At 66.6% G+C, this 17962-nt stretch carries 13 protein-coding genes; 6 read left to right on the forward strand and 7 right to left on the reverse strand.

What is annotated here, in order from left to right:
• Nucleotides 1-245, reverse strand: a 245-nt coding sequence (locus JS533_RS03460; RefSeq protein ID WP_241513138.1) for a helix-turn-helix domain-containing protein, incomplete at its 3' end; no start/stop codon positions are given.
• A gap of 294 nt (nucleotides 246-539) precedes the next feature.
• Nucleotides 540-2378, reverse strand: a complete 1839-nt coding sequence (locus tag JS533_RS03465) for a glycoside hydrolase family 13 protein (RefSeq protein WP_241513139.1) — start codon at nucleotides 2376-2378, stop codon at nucleotides 540-542.
• 298 nt (nucleotides 2379-2676) lie between these two features.
• Here JS533_RS03465 and JS533_RS03470 point away from each other — a divergent pair, with 298 nt between their 5' ends.
• On the forward strand, nucleotides 2677-3915 hold the full coding sequence (locus JS533_RS03470) for an ROK family protein (protein WP_241513173.1): 1239 nt from the start codon (nucleotides 2677-2679) through the stop codon (nucleotides 3913-3915).
• A gap of 260 nt (nucleotides 3916-4175) precedes the next feature.
• On the opposite strand, the gene JS533_RS03475 is transcribed toward JS533_RS03470, so the two are convergent.
• Together JS533_RS03475 and JS533_RS03480 are read right to left on the reverse strand one after the other, a co-directional pair.
• Entirely contained in the window at nucleotides 4176-6551 is a 2376-nt protein-coding gene (locus tag JS533_RS03475) for an alpha-galactosidase (protein ID WP_241513140.1), read from the reverse strand.
• 149 nt (nucleotides 6552-6700) lie between these two features.
• Nucleotides 6701-7207 (reverse strand): nucleoside deaminase, encoded by a 507-nt coding sequence (locus tag JS533_RS03480; protein WP_241513174.1) that lies wholly within the window; start codon nucleotides 7205-7207, stop codon nucleotides 6701-6703.
• A 252-nt stretch (nucleotides 7208-7459) separates the two neighbouring features.
• Here JS533_RS03480 and JS533_RS03485 point away from each other — a divergent pair, with 252 nt between their 5' ends.
• Nucleotides 7460-9535 (forward strand): cation:proton antiporter, encoded by a 2076-nt coding sequence (locus JS533_RS03485; protein ID WP_241513141.1) that lies wholly within the window; start codon nucleotides 7460-7462, stop codon nucleotides 9533-9535.
• A 9-nt stretch (nucleotides 9536-9544) separates the two neighbouring features.
• Here the strand turns inward: JS533_RS03485 and dcd are convergent, their stop codons facing one another.
• Nucleotides 9545-10126 carry a dCTP deaminase gene (gene dcd, locus JS533_RS03490; protein ID WP_241513142.1) on the reverse strand — a complete coding sequence of 194 codons (582 nt, stop codon included), beginning with the start codon at nucleotides 10124-10126 and terminating at the stop codon, nucleotides 9545-9547.
• Between the two features lie 370 nt (nucleotides 10127-10496).
• Between dcd and JS533_RS03495 the strand changes: the two genes are divergently transcribed.
• The gene (locus JS533_RS03495; RefSeq protein ID WP_241513143.1) at nucleotides 10497-11243 is read left to right on the forward strand and encodes an alpha/beta hydrolase; all 747 of its coding nucleotides are present in this window, start codon (nucleotides 10497-10499) and stop codon (nucleotides 11241-11243) included.
• Nucleotides 11244-11374: 131 nt separating this feature from the next.
• Here the strand turns inward: JS533_RS03495 and JS533_RS03500 are convergent, their stop codons facing one another.
• Nucleotides 11375-14383, reverse strand: coding sequence for a cation-translocating P-type ATPase (locus JS533_RS03500; protein WP_241513144.1), 3009 nt, complete (start codon nucleotides 14381-14383; stop codon nucleotides 11375-11377).
• A gap of 547 nt (nucleotides 14384-14930) precedes the next feature.
• Between JS533_RS03500 and JS533_RS03505 the strand changes: the two genes are divergently transcribed.
• Both JS533_RS03505 and JS533_RS03510 read left to right on the forward strand, forming a co-directional pair.
• Nucleotides 14931-15200: an AbrB/MazE/SpoVT family DNA-binding domain-containing protein gene (locus tag JS533_RS03505; protein WP_241513145.1), complete on the forward strand. Its 270-nt coding sequence runs from the start codon at nucleotides 14931-14933 to the stop codon at nucleotides 15198-15200.
• On the forward strand, nucleotides 15197-15532 hold the full coding sequence (locus tag JS533_RS03510) for a type II toxin-antitoxin system PemK/MazF family toxin (protein ID WP_241513146.1): 336 nt from the start codon (nucleotides 15197-15199) through the stop codon (nucleotides 15530-15532). The genes JS533_RS03505 and JS533_RS03510 overlap by 4 nt, the downstream gene beginning before the upstream one ends.
• 64 nt (nucleotides 15533-15596) lie before the next feature.
• Here the strand turns inward: JS533_RS03510 and JS533_RS03515 are convergent, their stop codons facing one another.
• Nucleotides 15597-16796: an MFS transporter gene (locus tag JS533_RS03515; RefSeq protein ID WP_420838614.1), complete on the reverse strand. Its 1200-nt coding sequence runs from the start codon at nucleotides 16794-16796 to the stop codon at nucleotides 15597-15599.
• 156 nt (nucleotides 16797-16952) lie between these two features.
• Here JS533_RS03515 and rlmB point away from each other — a divergent pair, with 156 nt between their 5' ends.
• The gene (rlmB, locus tag JS533_RS03520) at nucleotides 16953-17954 is read left to right on the forward strand and encodes a 23S rRNA (guanosine(2251)-2'-O)-methyltransferase RlmB (protein WP_241513148.1); all 1002 of its coding nucleotides are present in this window, start codon (nucleotides 16953-16955) and stop codon (nucleotides 17952-17954) included.
• Nucleotides 17955-17962: the final 8 nt, after the last annotated feature.

Here is a 17962-nt window from a genome sequence, read left to right on the forward strand (position 1 = left end):
GTCACGGCCCTCACGTCATGCGTGTCCCTCCACTGGCCGGCAACCCGGCGCACCGTCTCGACGCTGACGCCGCACCGGTCGGCGATCTCGGCGCGGGACAACGGGCTGACGCCGTCCGGCTCGTCCAGCATCAGCAGCACGCGTGCGCGTGCGATCGCACGCGCCTTGTGCTCTCCACTGGAGACCATCGACTCCAGAAAACGACGATCACCATCACCCAACACGACCCTGACCCTACGCGACATCCCGCGGCCCTCCCTTGGACAAACACCACACACAATCCAAGAAGAACACAACCACACACAAAAGGCAAATTAAACCCGACGAAATACTACCTTCACCGATACCGACAGTCAAAAAGTGGCTCTTCGGGGGTATGGATCAGGGATCTCAGGGTCCGTCAACGCCAACAATAGCCTCTCGATCGTCGAACTGACCGCGGCAGGCCGCGGATTTAGCCTCTCGATCGTGGAACTGCGCGGATATATTCGGCAGTTCCACGGTCAAGAGGCCCGAGCGGAGGCCCGAGCGACACCCAATTACAGACGCACCACGACGCCTTCCCACGGGGCGAGCGCACCGGACGTGATCGACGCGGCCGCATGATCGGCGTCATAGGTCGAAATCACGATCGCGTCGGCGGCTACTTCGCCGGCATCCCCGGCCACCGCGCCCAGCAGTGCCGCGGATTCGGCCGGCAGGTCCACCGTGCGCCCGGAGAGGTTGACGACCGTGAGCAGGCGCTCGTCGCCGAGTGTGCGCACGAATGCGTACACGTGCTCGTCGTCCGAGTCGATGAGCTCCCACGAGCCCGCGGCAACGACCGGATTGGCGTGGCGCAGCGCGATGAGCCGCTTGTAGAAGCCGTACACGGAGTCCGGATCGTCGAATTCGGCGGCCGCGTTGATCGCCGCACAGTTCGGGTTGACGGAGATCCACGGTTCGCTCGCCGCGTCGGGCGCGGTGAATCCGGCGTACGTCGAGGCGTCCCACTGCATCGGGGTGCGGGCGTTGTCGCGGCTGCGCGCGGCGAATCCGGCCATGATCGATTCGGCCGACTGCACCTTGGCCTCTTCGACGCGCTGGCGGTATGCGTTGAGCGTTTCCAGATCGCGGTACTGATCGAGACGGGTGAAGTGCGCGTTGGTCATGCCGAGCTCTTCGCCCTGATACACATACGGGGTGCCGCGGTGCATGTGCAGCATGAGGCCGAGCGCCTTGGCGGAGCGCACGCGGTTCTCCTCGCTGGAGTCGTCGCCCCAGCGCGAGACGACGCGCGGCTGGTCGTGGTTGCCGGAGAACAGGCTGGCCCATCCGGCCTTGGCCACGGCGGTCTGGTAGCCGGCCATGATGCGCTTGAGCGCGGGCAGATCGAGCGCGCGCGGCTTCCACTTGATGCCGTCGCAGTCGCAGTCGACGTGCTCGAACAGGAACAGCATGTCGAGTTCACCGTTGGCGGGATCGGTGATGTGCTCGTTGCGCTGCGCGTTGATGCCGGGAGCCTCGCCGACGGTGAGGAAGCCGTCGCGGCCGTCGAAGACCTCACGGCGCATTTCTGCGAGGAACTCGTCCTGACGCGGGCCATCGGCGCAGAACGGGTTCGGGTTCGAGTAGCCCTCCTCGCCGACCGGACCATCCGCGATCTCGGAGCCGGGTTCGCCGGGCAGACGGCCGGCGGGGTCGATGCGCTTGGAGATGAGCGTGATCACGTCCATGCGGAAGCCGTCGACGCCGCGATCGAGCCACCAGTTCATCATGTCGTACACCGCGCGACGCACGGCCGGGTTCTCCCAGTTGAGATCGGGCTGTTTCTTCGAGAACTGGTGGAAATAGTATTCGCCGCGCTCGGGCACGTATTCCCACGCGGAGCCGCCGAAGTACGAGCCCCACTGGTTCGGCTCGGCGCCGGGCGTGCCAGGCTCGAAGCCGGGGCGGGCCGGACGCCACCAGTACCAGTCGGCATGCGGGTCGTTCTTGTCCTTGGACGCTTCGAACCACGCGTGCTCGTCGGAGGTGTGGTTGACGACCAGGTCCATCACGATCTTGATGCCGCGCTTGTGCGCCTCGGCGAGCAGCTCGTCCATGTCGTCGAGCGTGCCGAACAGCGGGTCGATGTCCTGATAGTCGGAGATGTCGTAGCCGTTGTCGTCCTGCGGGCTTTTATAGACCGGCGACAGCCACAGCACGTCGACGCCGAGGTCGGCGAGATAGTCGAGGCGGCTCGTGATGCCCTTGAGATCGCCGAATCCGTCGCCGTTGGTGTCCTGGAACGAACGCGGGTAGATCTGGTAGACGACGGCGTTGGCCCACCACGGGTTCGGGGTGGCGCCGTTGGTGCGGACGTTGTCCGGCAGTGTGGTGCGGTTGAACGAGGCCATGGGTTCGGCTCCTTTGCTGATGGTTGCGGCGGGATGGATCGCTGCGCCCGGACCAGCCGGTCCGGCTGTCCTGCCGACCGGCCGACCCACCGGCCCGACGACCGGCACGCTCGTGCCGCGTGCGCGAGCGTCCGGACCCCGCCGCATTGGGTTTCGCGTACCTCACAGCATACGATTGCGCGGTTTTCATTCCCATTCGCCGGTTCCCCGGGCGAGGCGGAAAGAAAAGAGTATTTTTATGCCGTAGGAATGAAAATAATGGCCGCACATGGCACGATCACAGCAAGGAGCGCAGATGATGACGACCGCACCGGAAGCAACGAACGCAGCGGAACCCACGGCATCCGCGTTCCCGCAATGGTTCGACGGCTCCGACTACATGCACCGCGTCGCGCGCGCGATCGCGCAGTACGGCCCGATCGCCCGCACCACGCTCGCCCAGCTGCTCGGCCTGTCGCAGGGCGCGCTGTCGCGCATCACCAGCGACCTTATCTACGCGGGCGTGATCGAGGAACTGCCGGGCGACTCGGTGCCGCGCGGCCCGCTGCCGCAAGGGTTCGCGCCGAAGGACAGCGGCGAGCGCCGGGGCCGGCCGCAGACGGCGCTCGCGTTGTGCGCAAACGCGCGCACGTTCGTCGGCGTCAAGGTGCACGGCACGTCGGCGATCGCGGCCGCGGTCAACGCGCACGGGGAGGTCGTGTCCGGCCGGCACGAACTCGCGTTCGCCGATCGTTCGCCGCGGAATGTGACCGACGTGATCGCACGACTGGTCGGCGACTGCCGCGCCGACGTCGCCACCCGCGCGCTGCCCGAGCCGACGGCGATCGGCGTGGCGATCGGCGGTCACGTGCGCGACGACGCGATGGTGACGTTCGCGCCGTTCCTGCGCTGGGATCAGGACGTGCCGCTGGCGGCGATGGTCTCGTGCGCGGCCGGGCTGCCGTGCACGGTGTACAACGACGTCGACTCGCTGCTGCTGGACGCGAGCTGGTTCGGGCCGGGTGTCGGTTTGGAGGCGTTCGCCGTGGTGACGATCGGTGTGGGCATCGGCTATTCGCTGGCCGTGCACGGAGAGCCGGTCGACTACCCGGACAAGAGCTACGGCCTGCTTGGGCATGTGCTGATCGATCCGGACGGTCCGCGATGTGCGTCCGGGCACGTCGGGTGCGCGCAGTGCCTGACGGATGCGTCGCTGGCGAACCAGTATTCGCAGATGATCGGCCGCGCGTGCACGTTCGACGAGTTCGTGGCGGACGCGCGGGCGGGACGGCCCCAGGCCGAGCAGCTGGTCGATCAGACGTGCTTCAGGCTGGGATCGCTGATTTCGATGGTGGCGAACATCGCGATGCCGTCGCGCGTGATGGTGGCCGGCGAGTCCGCGTTTCTGGCGAAGATGAGCATCGATGCGGTGCGCGACGGCATCAACCGCTACCGGCACAGCCAGGCCGCGCCGGTGCGGTTCACCGTGGTCGATCACGACTGGCAGCTGTGGGCCAAGGCCGCCGCCTCCCGCGCCATTTCCCGCTATATCGGGTGATTGCGGCCAGCGCGGCGACCGATCCGTAGGCGGCGGCGCACGGAATCCGTTGGATAACGCGTTCCTCGCCAAGAACCAACGAGCATCGGCCTTCCGGCGTGGGTTTGCGGCGAGAACCATTTTGTTACCCGTCACAAAACAACGCCGGCAGGCCGATGCTCGTTGATTATTGGCCAGTGCGTGAGCTATTGGCGAGGATTGGCGAGCCAGTCCCGGTTATTGGCCCGATTATTGGCCAATGACCGGGCAGGCGGTGTCGGTCACTGCCGCACGGCGGTGAACAGGACGGACTGTGCCGGATGCAGGCTCGGCGGGCGCAGGCCGTAGGTGGCGAGCGCCTGGCCGGTGAGCAGCACGCCGTCGGAGGTCCACCAGCCGAGCGGAGACTGGCCGTTGGCGATGCCGAGCGCGTCGAGGTCAAGGTCGAGCCACAGCGGCTGGATGCGGTACGTGGCGTCCGGGTCGAGGCCGGGCAGGCGGATCGGCGCCGCCGGATACGTGGCAGACGTGGTGACCTGCGTGAACCGGTAGAACGCGGCGGAACGGTCGGGCTTGACCATGCCGTCCACGCGCACGGCCGGATCGGCCGCGTCGGAATGCACGCACGTGTCGACCGCGAACCATTCGCGATGCTTCTTGAATTCGGCGATCCATTCGCCGAGCTTGGCCACGTCCTCGTCCGGCTCTTTGAGCAGGTTCCATTCGACGCCCATGTGCCCGAAGAACGCCATCGCCATGCGCAGCTCCTGGCTGGTGGGCCGGTGCGTAGAGTGCGCAGGGCTGGCGCCGACGTGCTCGCCCATCATGAACGGCGGCACGAGCAGCGACGTGTACCGTTGGATTTCGACGCGTTCGAGCGGGTCGACGCAGTCGGACACCCAGATGCGGTCGGCGAGTTCGAGGATGCCGAGGTCGACGCGGCCGCCGCCGGACGAGCAGCTTTCGATCTCGAGTCCCGGATGCGCGGCCTTGAGATCGCGGAAGATCCGATAGACGGCGAGCGTCTGCGCGTGCACGGCCGGCCGGCCGGTGCGCGGCGAGACGGCTTCGGTGACGAGCTTGTTGTGGTCCCACTTGATGTAGTCGATGCCGAGTTCTCCGACGAGCCGGTCCATGCAGCCGTACACGTAGTCGTATGCGTCGGGGTTGGTCAGGTCGACGACCTGCTGCGTGCGGCCCTGCATCGGCAGGCGGCCGGGCGTCGGGCGTAGCACCCAGTCGGGGTGCGTACGGTACATGTCGGAATCGGGGTTGACCATCTCCGGTTCGAACCACAGGCCGAATTCCATGCCCTTGCCGTGCACGTAGTCGGCGAGCGCCTTGAGCGACTGCGGCCCGTCCGGCCACACGTCCTGCGCGATCTGCCAGTCGCCGAGTCCGCTCGTGTCGTCGCGGCGGGAGCCGAACCAGCCGTCGTCGACGACGAACCGTTCGACGCCGATCGCCGCGGCCTTGTCGGCGAGCGCGGTGAGCGTGTCGTAGTTCTGGTCGAAGTACACGGCCTCCCATGTGTTGAGGATGACCGGTCGCGGCTTGTCGGCGATGCCGAGCTCGCGACGGGCGGCGCGGTGCACGTTGCGCAGGTACGCGTGGAATCGCGCGGCGACTTCGTTGAGCCCGTTGCCGTACGATCCGTAGACCCACGGGGTCGTGTACGTGGCGGCCTCGCCCGACAGCGTGACTTCGCCGCCGAGCAGGATCTCACCGCCGCCGATGACGCCCTGCGTGTACGGCGTGCGTTCGGCGGACAGGACGCTGTTGCCGCTCCAGCCGACGTGCACGGAATACACGTCGCCGCGGGTGAAGCCGAAGCCGGGTTCGCCGGCGGACAGCAGCAGACTGGCGTCGAAGTCGGGTCGGCCGGTCATGGAGAACTTTTCGAAACGGCCGATGGTGAGCGGCTGGCGCTGCGGATGACGTTCGCGCAGGTGATGGCCGGTGGTGGTGAGGATTTCAGTGGCGTCGGCGGGCAGCGGAAAGCCGAGTTCGATGCGGCCGATTTCGAGATTGCCACCGCCGAGGTTCGCGACTTCGAGCTTTTGGCGGATGAGACCGGATTCGTCGAGTTCGCATGTCCAGACGATGCCGACGCCCTGTTCGCGGTCGACCGCTTCGACGACGACGGTCGGGGTCGGCTGGGGGTCGTTGTCGCGTGCGACGGCGAGCTGGTCGCCGACGGTGACGTGCGTTGTCACGGATGCGGCGGACGGCACGGGAGCGATGACGGTCGCCGATTCGGCCGCGTCGGCCGACGGCTGCGTGAACGCGTTGCCGTCGACGCGGTCGGTCGCGCCGGCCGTGACGGCCTCGACCGCGAACCGGCAGTGCAGTTCGACGCCGTCGCGGCGGACTTCGAAGCGGGGCGCGCCGAGCCATGATTCGGCCTGCGTGGGCAGGATGGACGGCCACGACGTGTCGTCGAGGCCGCCGGAGACGCGCTGCGGGCGGAGGGCGTCGTACAGGTTGATGACGGTGGCCGGGTCGGCGATCGGTCGGCCCCAGTGGACGAAGCGGGGCAGGTCGTCGCCGGCGAAGACCAGTGCGAACGCGACGTTCGCCTCGGCTTGTTCGGCGTAGACGGCGGTCAGATCGGTGCCGTCGGCGGCGGTGCCTTGGAATTGTTCGATCAGCGGCATTGCTACTCCCTTGCGTGCTTTTGCAGGCTTGCGCGTGCTTGTACGGACGGAACTGCGTTGGTTGGCGTACCGGTATCGATGGTACGCGGGCGCGTTTTCCTTGTCAGGATGCGGAGTGTTTGTTGCAGCTGGAAAGAAATTCGGATGCCCTACCGCCGCGCGGCGAAGAAATCGGCAAGCAGGGCCGCGCACTCGGCCTCGCGCACGCCGCCGTACACTTCCGGCGCGTGGCCGATGTGCGGATCGCGCGGAATGTCCCAAATCGAGCCGCACGCGCCGAGCTTGGCGTCCCACGCGCCGAACACGATGCGTCCGACGTGCGTCTGCAGGCAGGCACCCGCGCACATCGGGCACGGTTCGAGCGTGACGACCAACGTGCAGTCGGCGAGGTTCCATGTGCCGAGCCGGGCGGCGGCGTCGCGCATCGCGAGCACTTCGGCGTGCGCGAGCGGATCGGCCGGAGCGGTGCCTCCATCGCCCGCATCGGCAGTACCGGTCGCGGACGATGCCGGCCGGTTTCCGCCGCGCGCGTTGCGACCCTCGCCGATCACGCGGCCATCCGCGTCCAGCACCAGCGCACCGACCGGCACCTCCCCATCGGCCGCCGCATCCGCCGCCAACGCCAGCGCGCGCATCATCGCCGCATCGTTCGTCAAAGCGTTCGTCATGGCTGCCAGTGTACGCGACCGTTATCCACTCGGTTTCGGAATCGCGCTGCGCACGATGCGGTGCCGTTGACGGCCTACGGCCGCGGAGCTACCCCAGTCACGCTTCGCGTGACAGCCCTCAGTGAGGGGGCCGAGGCTCCGCCAGCTTTACTGCCGCCCATCGAGAAACGTAACGCGGGTAGAAGGTTTGACTGATAGGCTGATGGCGGCAAAGGCGGCCGCGGAGAGGGAGGACACACTGTGGCGGTATTTCAGCTCATCCTATGCATCATCGCGGCGGTCGTGCTGTCCTCGTTCATCAGCCGCTTCATCCCGAAAGTGTCCACGCCGCTCGTGCAGATCGCGCTCGGCGCCGTCGCCTCGCAGCTGCCGTTCTTTCCCAACGTCGAACTCGATCCGGAACTGTTCATGGTCCTGTTCATCGCGCCGCTGCTGTATCTCGAAGCGCATGAGATCGACAAGTCGGGCCTGCTGAAAACGCTCAAACTGTCGCTGTCGCTGGCCATCGGGCTCGCGATCGCGACCATGGTCGCCGTCGGCGTGATCCTGCACGCGATATGGCCGGCGATCCCGCTGGCCGCCGGTCTCGCGCTCGGCGCGGCGCTCGGACCGACCGACGCGGTCGCCGTATCGTCGCTCGGCAAGGAGGCTGCGCTGACGCAACGCCAGATGAGCGTGCTCAAAGGCGAGTCGCTGTTCAACGACGCGTCCGGCATCGTCGGCTTCCAGTTCGCAATCGCCGCGGCCGTCACCGGCCAGTTCGAGGTCGGCGAGGCGGCCGGCGAATTCGTCGTCTCGTTCATCGGCGGCGCGCTGTTCGGACTAGCGATCGGCCTGGTCGCGAACTGGCTGTTCGAAACGATCCGCTCGCTCGGCTGGGAGACGACCACCACGCGCATCCTGATGGAGCTGTTCCTGCCGTTCCTGCTGTACCTGGCCGCCGAGGACATCGCGCACGTCTCCGGCATCCTGTCGGTCGTCGCGTCCGGCCTGTTCATCCGCTTCGACCGCACCGGCGTGGGCCCGAACGTGGCGCGCACGAACATCGTGTCGAACAGCGTGTGGGGCGTGCTCTCGTTCACGCTCAACGGCGCGGTGTTCATCCTGCTCGGCATGCTGCTGCCCGGCGCGATGGGCAACAGCTGGGAGGATCCGGGCGTGAGCAACATCCTGCTCATCGGCGTGATCATGCTCGTCTCGCTGGTCGTGATCGCGATGCGGTTCATCTGGGTGTCGGCGATGCTGCGACTCGCGCACGACACGCAGACCGGACACCGCCGCCACATGACGCCGGAACGCTGGCGTTCGGCCGCGGTGATGACGTTCGGCGGCGCGAAGGGCACGATCACGCTGTCGCTGATGTTCACGATCCCGTACGCGATCTCCGGCGGACGCTGGTTCCCGATGCGCGACGAGCTGATCTTCATCGCGTCCGGCGTGATCATCGTCACGCTGCTGCTGGCGAACTTCCTGCTGCCCGCGATCGCGCCGAACCGCAGCGGCGACACGTCGCTGGAGATGACCGAGGTCACGATCGAAGTGCTGCGCCGCACGGTCGAGGAGCTCACCGGCCGCGTGACGAACGAGAACCGCCGCGCCGTGCTCATGGTGATCGACTCGTACACGAAGCGCATCACGCGACTCAAGCAGCGCACCGGCGAAATCGACCCGCAACGCTACGCGCAGCTGCAGATCGACGCGCTCGGCTGGGAGAAGGACTACGTCAAGCAGCGTCTGCTCGACACCAAGCGCAGCAAGGAGGGCACGCAGGCGAACCGCGATCTGGAGATCGAGGCGTGCGAGCGCCTGCTCGACCAGATCATGAACTCGCTGCGCCACATCTCCACCGACCGCAACTCCGGCCGGGCGATGTGGCAGATCCGCGGCCGCATGCGCGCGCTGCAGCGCCGCACGCTCACGCTGATCCGGCGCACGTCGAGCCGCATCCGCCGCACCACGCCGCTGATCAGCGACGACGAGATCTTCGCGCACACCCGCATGGTGCAGCTCGCCGCGTTTGAGCACGTGATCGACCGGCTGTACGAGGAGATGACGCGCGACACGTACAACACGGAGCATTGCTCGGCGCTGCTGCTCGACTACCGTCGTGCCGAGTCGGCGTTGCGCGCGCGGCCGAACATGACCGGCAGCGCGAAGACGATCGGCATGGCGGAGGACGTGAAGCGCGAAAGCTACGGCATCGAGCTCGGCGTGATCCAGGACATGGTCGAGGCCGGCGAGATCACGCGCGCGCAGGCGAAGACGCTGCGCCGCAACGTGTACGTGATGAGCGTGGACGCCGATTCGAGCCTGTGAGGATTGCGGTCAGTCGCTGACGTCGGCCTTGTAGAAGTTGACGTAGGAGCGGCTCGGGGTGGGGCCGCGCTGGCCCTGATAGTGCGATCCGGTGCCCTGGGAGCCGTACGGGTGCTCGGCCGGCGAGCTGAGCTGGAAGAAGCACATCTGGCCGATCTTCATGCCCGGCCACAGCTTGACCGGCAGCGTGGAGACGTTGGACAGCTCGAGCGTGATGTGGCCCTCGAAGCCCGGGTCGATGAAGCCGGCGGTCGAATGGGTGAGGATACCGAGGCGGCCCAGCGAGCTCTTGCCTTCGAGACGCGCGGCGATCGTCGCGTCGAGCTTGACATACTCCCACGTCGAGCCGAGCGCGAACTCGCCCGGGTGCAGGATCCACGGCTCGTCGGGCGCGACCTCGAACTGCTCGGTCAGCGCGCCCTGGTTCTCGGCCGGGTCGACGTACGTGTACGCATGATTGTTGAACAGGCGGAAGTAACGGTCCAGACGCACGTCGATCGACGCGGGCTGCACCATTTCGGGAGTCCACGGATCAAGCGAGATATGGCCGTCGGCCTTGGCGGCAAGAATATCGCGATCGGACAGCAGCATGGCAACTCCTTGGCTCGGCATTCACGAAAAAAGATCTGCACCACAGTCTAGCGGCGGGCCTCTCGCGGCGCGAACCGGGCGGCCGGCCCGATCCACACGATTTCGGACCATAACTTTCAGCTTGTTCCCAGACAATCGCATCATTGCGCCCAGCAACCGGTGTTTTCATAATAACTGTCAGCAAGAGCTGAACAGGAACGGCAGCAGTTCCCGACAATTGAACCCTTTCTTCTTCTCTCTCCTTTCTCTCCCCGGCGGACACCCCGCCGGGGTTTCTTTTTGTTCTTCTCGTTGTTCTTGTTGTGCCGCCGGCCGAACGCTTGTGGACCATCCCCGCCGGGCGCGCGCCGAATCGCGTATATTGGGCCGCATGAGCGAAGACGCAGAAGACGCAACGAACGGCGTGCCCGCACAGCCGCCGGAGCCGGTCATCACGCATGTGCAGTACTCGCGCGGCGGGGGCGAGGCCGCGCCGACCCACCCGATGTTCCTGTGCCTGCACGGCTGGGGGTCCAACGAGGAGGATCTGGCCGACATCATGCGCTATATCGCGCCGTACAACGACTACGCGTCCCTGCGCGCGCCGATCGTGCTGCAGGAGCGTCGCGAACGCGGCGACGGACTGCCGGCCATCGCCGGCGCGTACTCGTGGTTTTCGGTCAAGGCGCCGTCCGGCGACGATCTCGACCGCGAGGCGTACGCGGCGGCCCGCGCGATCGACCGCTGGGTCGACGAGCACGTGCCGCTCGAACGCGACGTCGTGCCGATCGGCTTCTCGCAGGGCGGCCTGCTGGCCACGCACCTGCTGCGCATTCATCCCGAACGCTACCGCGCGGCGATCAACCTGTCCGGCACGCTCGCGCCCGGCAACGTGCCCGGCACGGCCCCGGCCGACGACCGGCTCGCCGACTACGAGATCCCCGTGTTCTACGTGTATGGCAAGAACGACAGGATCGTGCCCAAGTACGAGCTGTTCGCTACGGCCGCGTGGCTGGAGGAGCATACGTGGCTGACGACGAAAAGCTACCACGGGCTCGGTCACGAGGTGAGCATGGACGAGTTCGCCGACCTGCGCCAGTGGCTGCTGCTGCACGATATTTCGTCCGGCGTACTGTGACGTCCGCCGACGGGAATCCGACCGGGAATCCGACGACGGACAGGTAGATACAAGAAAAGGCTCCCCGAGGGGAGCCTTTTCGTTATGGATCAGGAGAACCGGCCGGGAAAGCCGGAATCGGCTGGGCCGTCTCAGACGGTCACGCCGCGGCTTTTGTCGACCGCGCGCATGATGGCCTTGTAGATTTCGGAGGCCACCAGCACGATCGCCGCCAGGCCGATGCACTCGAACCAGGCCACCAGGCCGAGCGGCGTGGTGCCGAACGCGTCGTTGAGGAACGGCACGTAGATCACCACGACCTGCAGCAGGATGGAGATGCCGATCGCGCCCCACAGCCACTTGTTGCTGAACAGGCCCACGAACGCGGACTGGCGCGCCGAACGCGAGGCGAGCGCGTTGAACAGCTGCGCGAACACGAGGATCGTGAAGCCCATCGTGCGGGCCTCGGTCATCTGCGCGTCGTGGCCGAGCGCGTCGACGGAGCGGTCGGTGAACAGGCCGCCGGCGAGGTGCATGTCCATGCCGATGAGCGTCACGGCGGCCATGATGATGCCGATGAACGCGATGTCGATCCACATGTCCTTGTCGATCACGCGGTCGGTGAGCTTGCGCGGCTTGCGGGCCATCACGTCGTCGGTCTGCGGGTCGACGCCCATCGCGAGCGCCGGCGCGGCGTCGGTGAGCAGGTTGATCCACAGCAGCTGCGTGGCGAGCAGCGGCACGGTCACGCCCTGCGAGCCGGGCTGGGTGATGCCGAGCACGCCGGCGAGCATGACGCCGCCGAACACGGTGAACACCTCGCCCACGTTGGAGCTCAGGAGGTAGCGCAGGAACTTGCGGATGTTGTCGAAGATCACGCGGCCTTCGCGCACGGCGGCGACGATGGTGGAGAAGTTGTCGTCCGCGAGGATCATCTTCGCGGATTCCTTGGTGACTTCGGTGCCGGTGATGCCCATCGCCACGCCGATGTCGGCGGACTTGACGGCCGGCGCATCGTTCACGCCGTCGCCGGTCATGGCGGCGATGTTGCCCTGGCGCTGCAGCGATTCGACGATCTTGAGCTTGTGCTCCGGCGCGACGCGCGCATACACGGACACTTCGGAGGTCGCCTTGTCGAACGCGGCCTCGCCCTGTGCGGCGAGTTCGTCGAGCTGGTCGCCGGTGAGCGCCTTGCCTCCCTTGGCGATGATGCCCAGATCGGAGGCGATGCGCGCCGCGGTCAGCGGGTGGTCGCCGGTGATCATGACGGTGCGGATGCCGGCGCGGTGCGCTTCGGCCACGGAGTCGCGGACCTCGGTGCGCGGCGGGTCGATGATGCCGACCATGCCGGCCCAGATCAGATCGGATTCGATCACGTCGGACTGTTCGGCGATGTCGGTGACCTGTCCGGCCGCGTTCGCCTTGATGCCGGGAACGGCGGCCAGCGACGACGTGCCGAGCGGACGGTACGCCTCGCCCAGCGTGCGGTACGCCTCGCCGGACAGCTTCTCGACGGTCGCGAGGATCGTCTGACGGTCGCCTTCGGTGAGCGGACGGACGGCCCCGCCCACGGCGATGCGCGTGCAGTACGAGAGCAGCACGTCGGGCGCACCCTTGGCGAAGACGGTCAGGTTGCCGGCGTCGGCGTTGTCCTTGGCGACGATCGCCATGCGCTTGCGTTCGGACGTGAACGGCACTTCGGCTACACGTTCGAAGTTCGCGTACTTGCGGTCGGCATGCACCTTGCGTGCGGCGACGATGAGCGAGACTTCGGTCGGGTCTCCGATCGCCTCCCACTGGCCGGCCTTGGTTTCGCTTTCGCGCAGGTCGCCGTCGTTCGCGAGCGTACCCGCGCCGAGCGTCGCCATGACTTCGGCGGCGATCGCATCCGGCACGGCCAGGTCGCCGTCGGCGGCACCGACCATGACCATGCGGCCTTCCGGCGCGTAGCCGGTGCCGGTGATCTGCACTTCGCCGGACGGCGTGACCACGCGTTCGACGGTCATTTCGTTGCGAGTGAGCGTACCGGTCTTGTCGGAGCAGATCACGGACGCGGAGCCGAGCGTCTCGACGGACGAAAGCTTCTTGACGATCGCGTTGTGCTTGGCCATGCGCTGCACGCCGAGCGCGAGCACGACGGTCAGGATCGCGGCCAGGCCTTCCGGCACGGCGGCGACGGCCAGCGAAACGGCCAGCAGCAGCGAGTCGATGATGTCGTGCACGGAGTGGAAGCCCTGCGTGATCGCGAGCGCGGCGAGCACGACCACGGCGATGACGCACACCGCGAGGCCGAGGATCTTGGAGACGTGCGCCATCTCCTTCTGCAGCGGGGTGGCTTCGTCGTCGGTGGCGGCGAGCATGTCGGCGATCTTGCCGACCTGCGTGTTCATGCCGGTGCCGGTGACGATCGCGCGGCCGGTGCCCTGCGTGACGGACGTGCCGTTGAAGATCATGTTCGAGCGGTCGCCGAGCGCCTTGGCTTCGGCGAGCGTCTCCGGCTTCTTGCCGACCGGCACGGATTCGCCGGTCAGGCTCGCTTCCGCGATGCGCAGGGAAGCGGCGGCGAACAGTCGGCCGTCTGCGGAGACCGTGTCGCCTTCGCCGAGCACGACGATGTCGCCGGGGACGACGTCGGTGGTGTTGATGTGCACGACCTTGCCGTCGCGCAGGACGGCGGTCTGCGGTGCAGTCATCTGCGCGAGCGCGGCGACGGCCTGTTCGGCGCGGGCCTCCTGGATGTAGCCGAGGACCGCGTTGACGATCAGGATGAGCACGATGACGAGCGCGTCGAACGGCACCGGCTCTCCCCCGCCGGGCGTGTTGGCGCGTTCGATGAACCATGCGACCACCGAGATCGCGGTGGCGACGAGCAGCAGGTAGACCAGCGGGTCCTCGAACTGGGCGAGGAACTTCTTCCACTTCGGCACCGGCGGCGCGCTGGCCAGCTGGTTCGGGCCGAACTTCTCGAGGCGGCGCTTGGCTTCGGCCGAGCTCAGGCCGGTTGCGGTGTCGACGTTCAGCGCCTTGGCGACCTCGCTCGCATCGGTCAGCGACGGGTCGGTATCGTTGAGCAGCGCCTGCTGGGCGCGCACTTCCTCTGACTGGATGGCGTCCTCAGTCAGCGCGGACGCCTTGGATTGATCTTTCTGGCGATCAACCATGGTGATTCTCCTTGGTATAGCCGCGGAGTAGTCAGCCCTCGCGAACGGCCGGGTTTTCTCCCCCGGTTCACGGCAAGACTGCGCGGTTATGGGCACCGGCGCGTATGCGGCCGATGCGTACGCATGCCATTATTCCATACCCCGCTCAACCGTCCGCGTAACACAACCCGGCGCGTTGCCTAAATTCCAACCCTTCCGCCGGTGTGTCAACGAGGCGCATGGCCGAGCGCCGAGCAGTGCATGACGCGATTGTGGATAGACACGCCGTATGTGGATAACTCGAGACTCATCCGACTTATAAGACACGATTCAACCCACTTTATTTCCGTTCCGCCGGAGCAAAGAGACGTTTCACGGGCGATTCCCCGGACCATTCGACCACATGGCCCGGTCGCGCTTGCAAACACACTGCGCTTCCCCGACGATGGGCAGACGGACGATCACAGTCGATGCTCAAGTCGAAAGGGACAACATGAACGGTATGGCGGCAACGCCGCAACCAACCACCCTGGGAGATATACTTTGTATATCCAGTCAGGGAGGCACTATGGTCAAGGCAACGGTCAACAAATGGGGCAATGCGCTGGGCGTACGTATCCCGAAGGAGATACGAGAACAGCTGGAACTGCACGAAGGCAGCCATGTCGACATCAACGTCGACGGCAACCGCATCGTCATCACGCCCGAACGGCAACGCATCACGCGGATCGGCCGGTACAACGTACCGGACCTGCATGATCTGTTCGCCGGATACGACGGCCGCTATACGCCGCACGAGGACGGCTTCACGTCACCGGTCGGGAAGGAGCGCCTGTGAACGGATATCGACGAGGAGACGTGGTCGCCGCGGACCTTGATCCGGCGGCCGGCCATGAACAGCGCAAACGACGATACCTGCTCGTGGTCGGCAACGAAAACTTCAACCGGCTGTGCAACCTGACCTGGGTATGCCCGATCACGTCGACGGACAACCACTATCCGCTGCATATGGCGGTCCATCCCGTTTCGCCGTTGGACATCGAGGGATTCGTCGAAGTCGAACAACTGAAATCACTCGACCTGGAGGCGCGCAACGCCGAACTCGTGGGCTACCTGCAGCAGGAGGAGATGGACGCCGTCGTGGAGCTGGCCATGGCCTGCCTGATCTGACGGCATTCGTTCCGGCTCCCCATCCCACCACCGCCCGATTGACCGACGCCGCGCCCCGACAGGTTCAGGAGGCGAGGGATTCGCGTAGGTTGCGGGCGACGGCGCGTTCGCGGGAACCCTTGGTGGCGGCGAGGCCGGCGGCGACGAACAGGAACATGACCGTGCAGCAGATCCACAGCGTGCGGCTGCCGAAACCGCCGATGATCCAGCCGCCGACCAGCGGCGCCGCGCCGTTCGACAGCGACCAGACGAGGTTGTACAGGCCCTGGTACGTGCCGCGCGCGTCGGCCGGCGCAAGGCTGGCGACCGTGGTCGCGGCGATCGGGAACGTGCCGAGCTCGCCGAGCGTCCACAGCACAGCCGCGATCGCGAAGCCGTGCCACGAGGTCGCGCCGATCTGGAACGCGTAGCCGACGGCCGTCATCAGCATGCCGAGCACGAGCACGCGCGTGTTGCTCATGCGGTTGAACACGGCCAGCGCCGGGATCTGCAACAGGCACAGGATGCCGCCGTTGATCGTCAGCAGCACGGAATACTGGTCCGTGCCCATGCCGAGCTGCGTAAGCGCGATCGGCAGGCCGCTGGTGAGCTGGAAGTACGCGATCGTGTACGCGAACATGAACACGACCATCGACATGAACGGCCAGTCGGCGAGCGCGCGACGATAGTTCGCCATCATCGACACCGAACGTTCGGGATCGGCCGTCGCGTCCGCGGGATTGTCGGTCGCGGCAGCGTTCGTCGCAGCGGCCGGTTCGGCGCCGAGCTTGCGCGCCTCGTAGAAGAACGCGACAAGCATGGCCGTGGCGACGATGAGGATGACGGCCTCCGCGTAGAACATCAGCGTGTACGAGATCTTGACGAGCTGGTTGGCGATGATCGGGCCGATCGCGAAGCCGAAGTTCACGGCCCACGTCTGCAGCGTGTACGCGCGTTTCTGCGCGCGCACCGGCACGACGTCGGCGATGTACGCGGCGATGGCCGGCGTCGGGATCGACGAGATCGCGCCGTAGACGAGCAGCGCCGCGCCCATGACGAATGGATCGCCGATGAACGAGAGGATGACGAGCATGACGGCCGAGCCGATCTCGCCGCCGATGATCATCGACTGGCGGCCGAACCGGTCGGACAACGATCCGCCGAACAGACAGCCGAAGATGCCGCCGAAACCGTACATCGACACGATCGTGCCGGCGACTCCCGCGTCGACGTGCAGATCCTTGACGAGGTACATCGACATGAACGAAATGACGAAACGGCCCATCCACAGAATCAGCAGGGCCAGCCACAATCCCCAGAACACCAGGGGCAAACCGAAAATCTCTCTTGCTTGCTTCTTCACGCCGCATACCTTACTCGCAGCCGCGCCCGCACCCCGCCACGCCCGGTTTTGGCGCGGGGTGCTGGGAGAATGGCCCCTATGGTTATTAAGAAAGGACCGACCAAGGGGTCGGGTGGAAAGCATCGCAACGCGCTTCGCGGCAAGGGAGCGACTCCCAAGGCCGAGGACCGCGTCTATCACAAGGCATACCGCGCGAAGAAGGCCGCCGAGCGGCGTCAAATGGCGGATCCGCGTCTTGCGGCCCGTCGTCGCGCAAGCAAGTTCGCGTCCGATTCGGACGATCTGGTCATCGGCCGCAACGCGGTGCTCGAAGCGCTGCGCGTGGGCGTGCCGAGCTCGCAGCTGTACGTCGCCGCACGCATCGAGCACGACGACCGCACTCGCGAGATCGTGAAGCTGGCCGGCGCGAACGGCCTGCACCTGCTGGAGGCGGACCGTCTGGAGATGGACCGCATCGCGCGTTCGTCGAACCATCAGGGCGTGGTGCTCAAGGTGCAGCCGTTCGAGTATTCGTCGCTGGCCGAGCTGGCCGACCGCGCGGAGAAGAAGGCGCGCGCGATGGAGGCCGCGAATTCGGCTTCCGCGCGCATCAACGCGCGCCCGCTGTTCATCGCGCTGGACGGCGTGACCGATCCGCAGAACCTGGGCGCGGTGATCCGTTCGGCCGCCGCGTTCGGCGCGAACGGCGTGATCCTGCCGGAACGCCGGTCCGCTTCGGTGACCGCCGCCGCATGGAAGGTGTCGGCCGGCGCGGCCGCGCACATGCCGGTGGCGCGCGTGGTGAACCTCAACAAGGCGATCGACGGCCTCAAGGAACGCGGCTACTACGTGGTCGGCCTCGACGGCGGCGGCGACAAGATGGTCGGCGAGACCGGCTTCGAGACCGATCCGCTCGTGGTGGTGCTGGGCTCCGAAGGCAGCGGCCTGAGCCGTCTCGTGCGCGAGGCCTGCGACGCGATCGCCGGCATTCCGATCTCGAACATGGTCGAATCGCTCAACGCGTCGGTCGCGGCGGGCATCAGCCTGTATGCGGTGGCCCGCGCGCGACGCGAGGCGGCCGCCGCCGCGCAGGAGGCATAACCGGTCCT

Source organism: Bifidobacterium amazonense (assembly GCF_018555435.2).
In the GTDB taxonomy this organism is placed as follows: Bacteria; Actinomycetota; Actinomycetes; order Actinomycetales; family Bifidobacteriaceae; genus Bifidobacterium; species Bifidobacterium amazonense.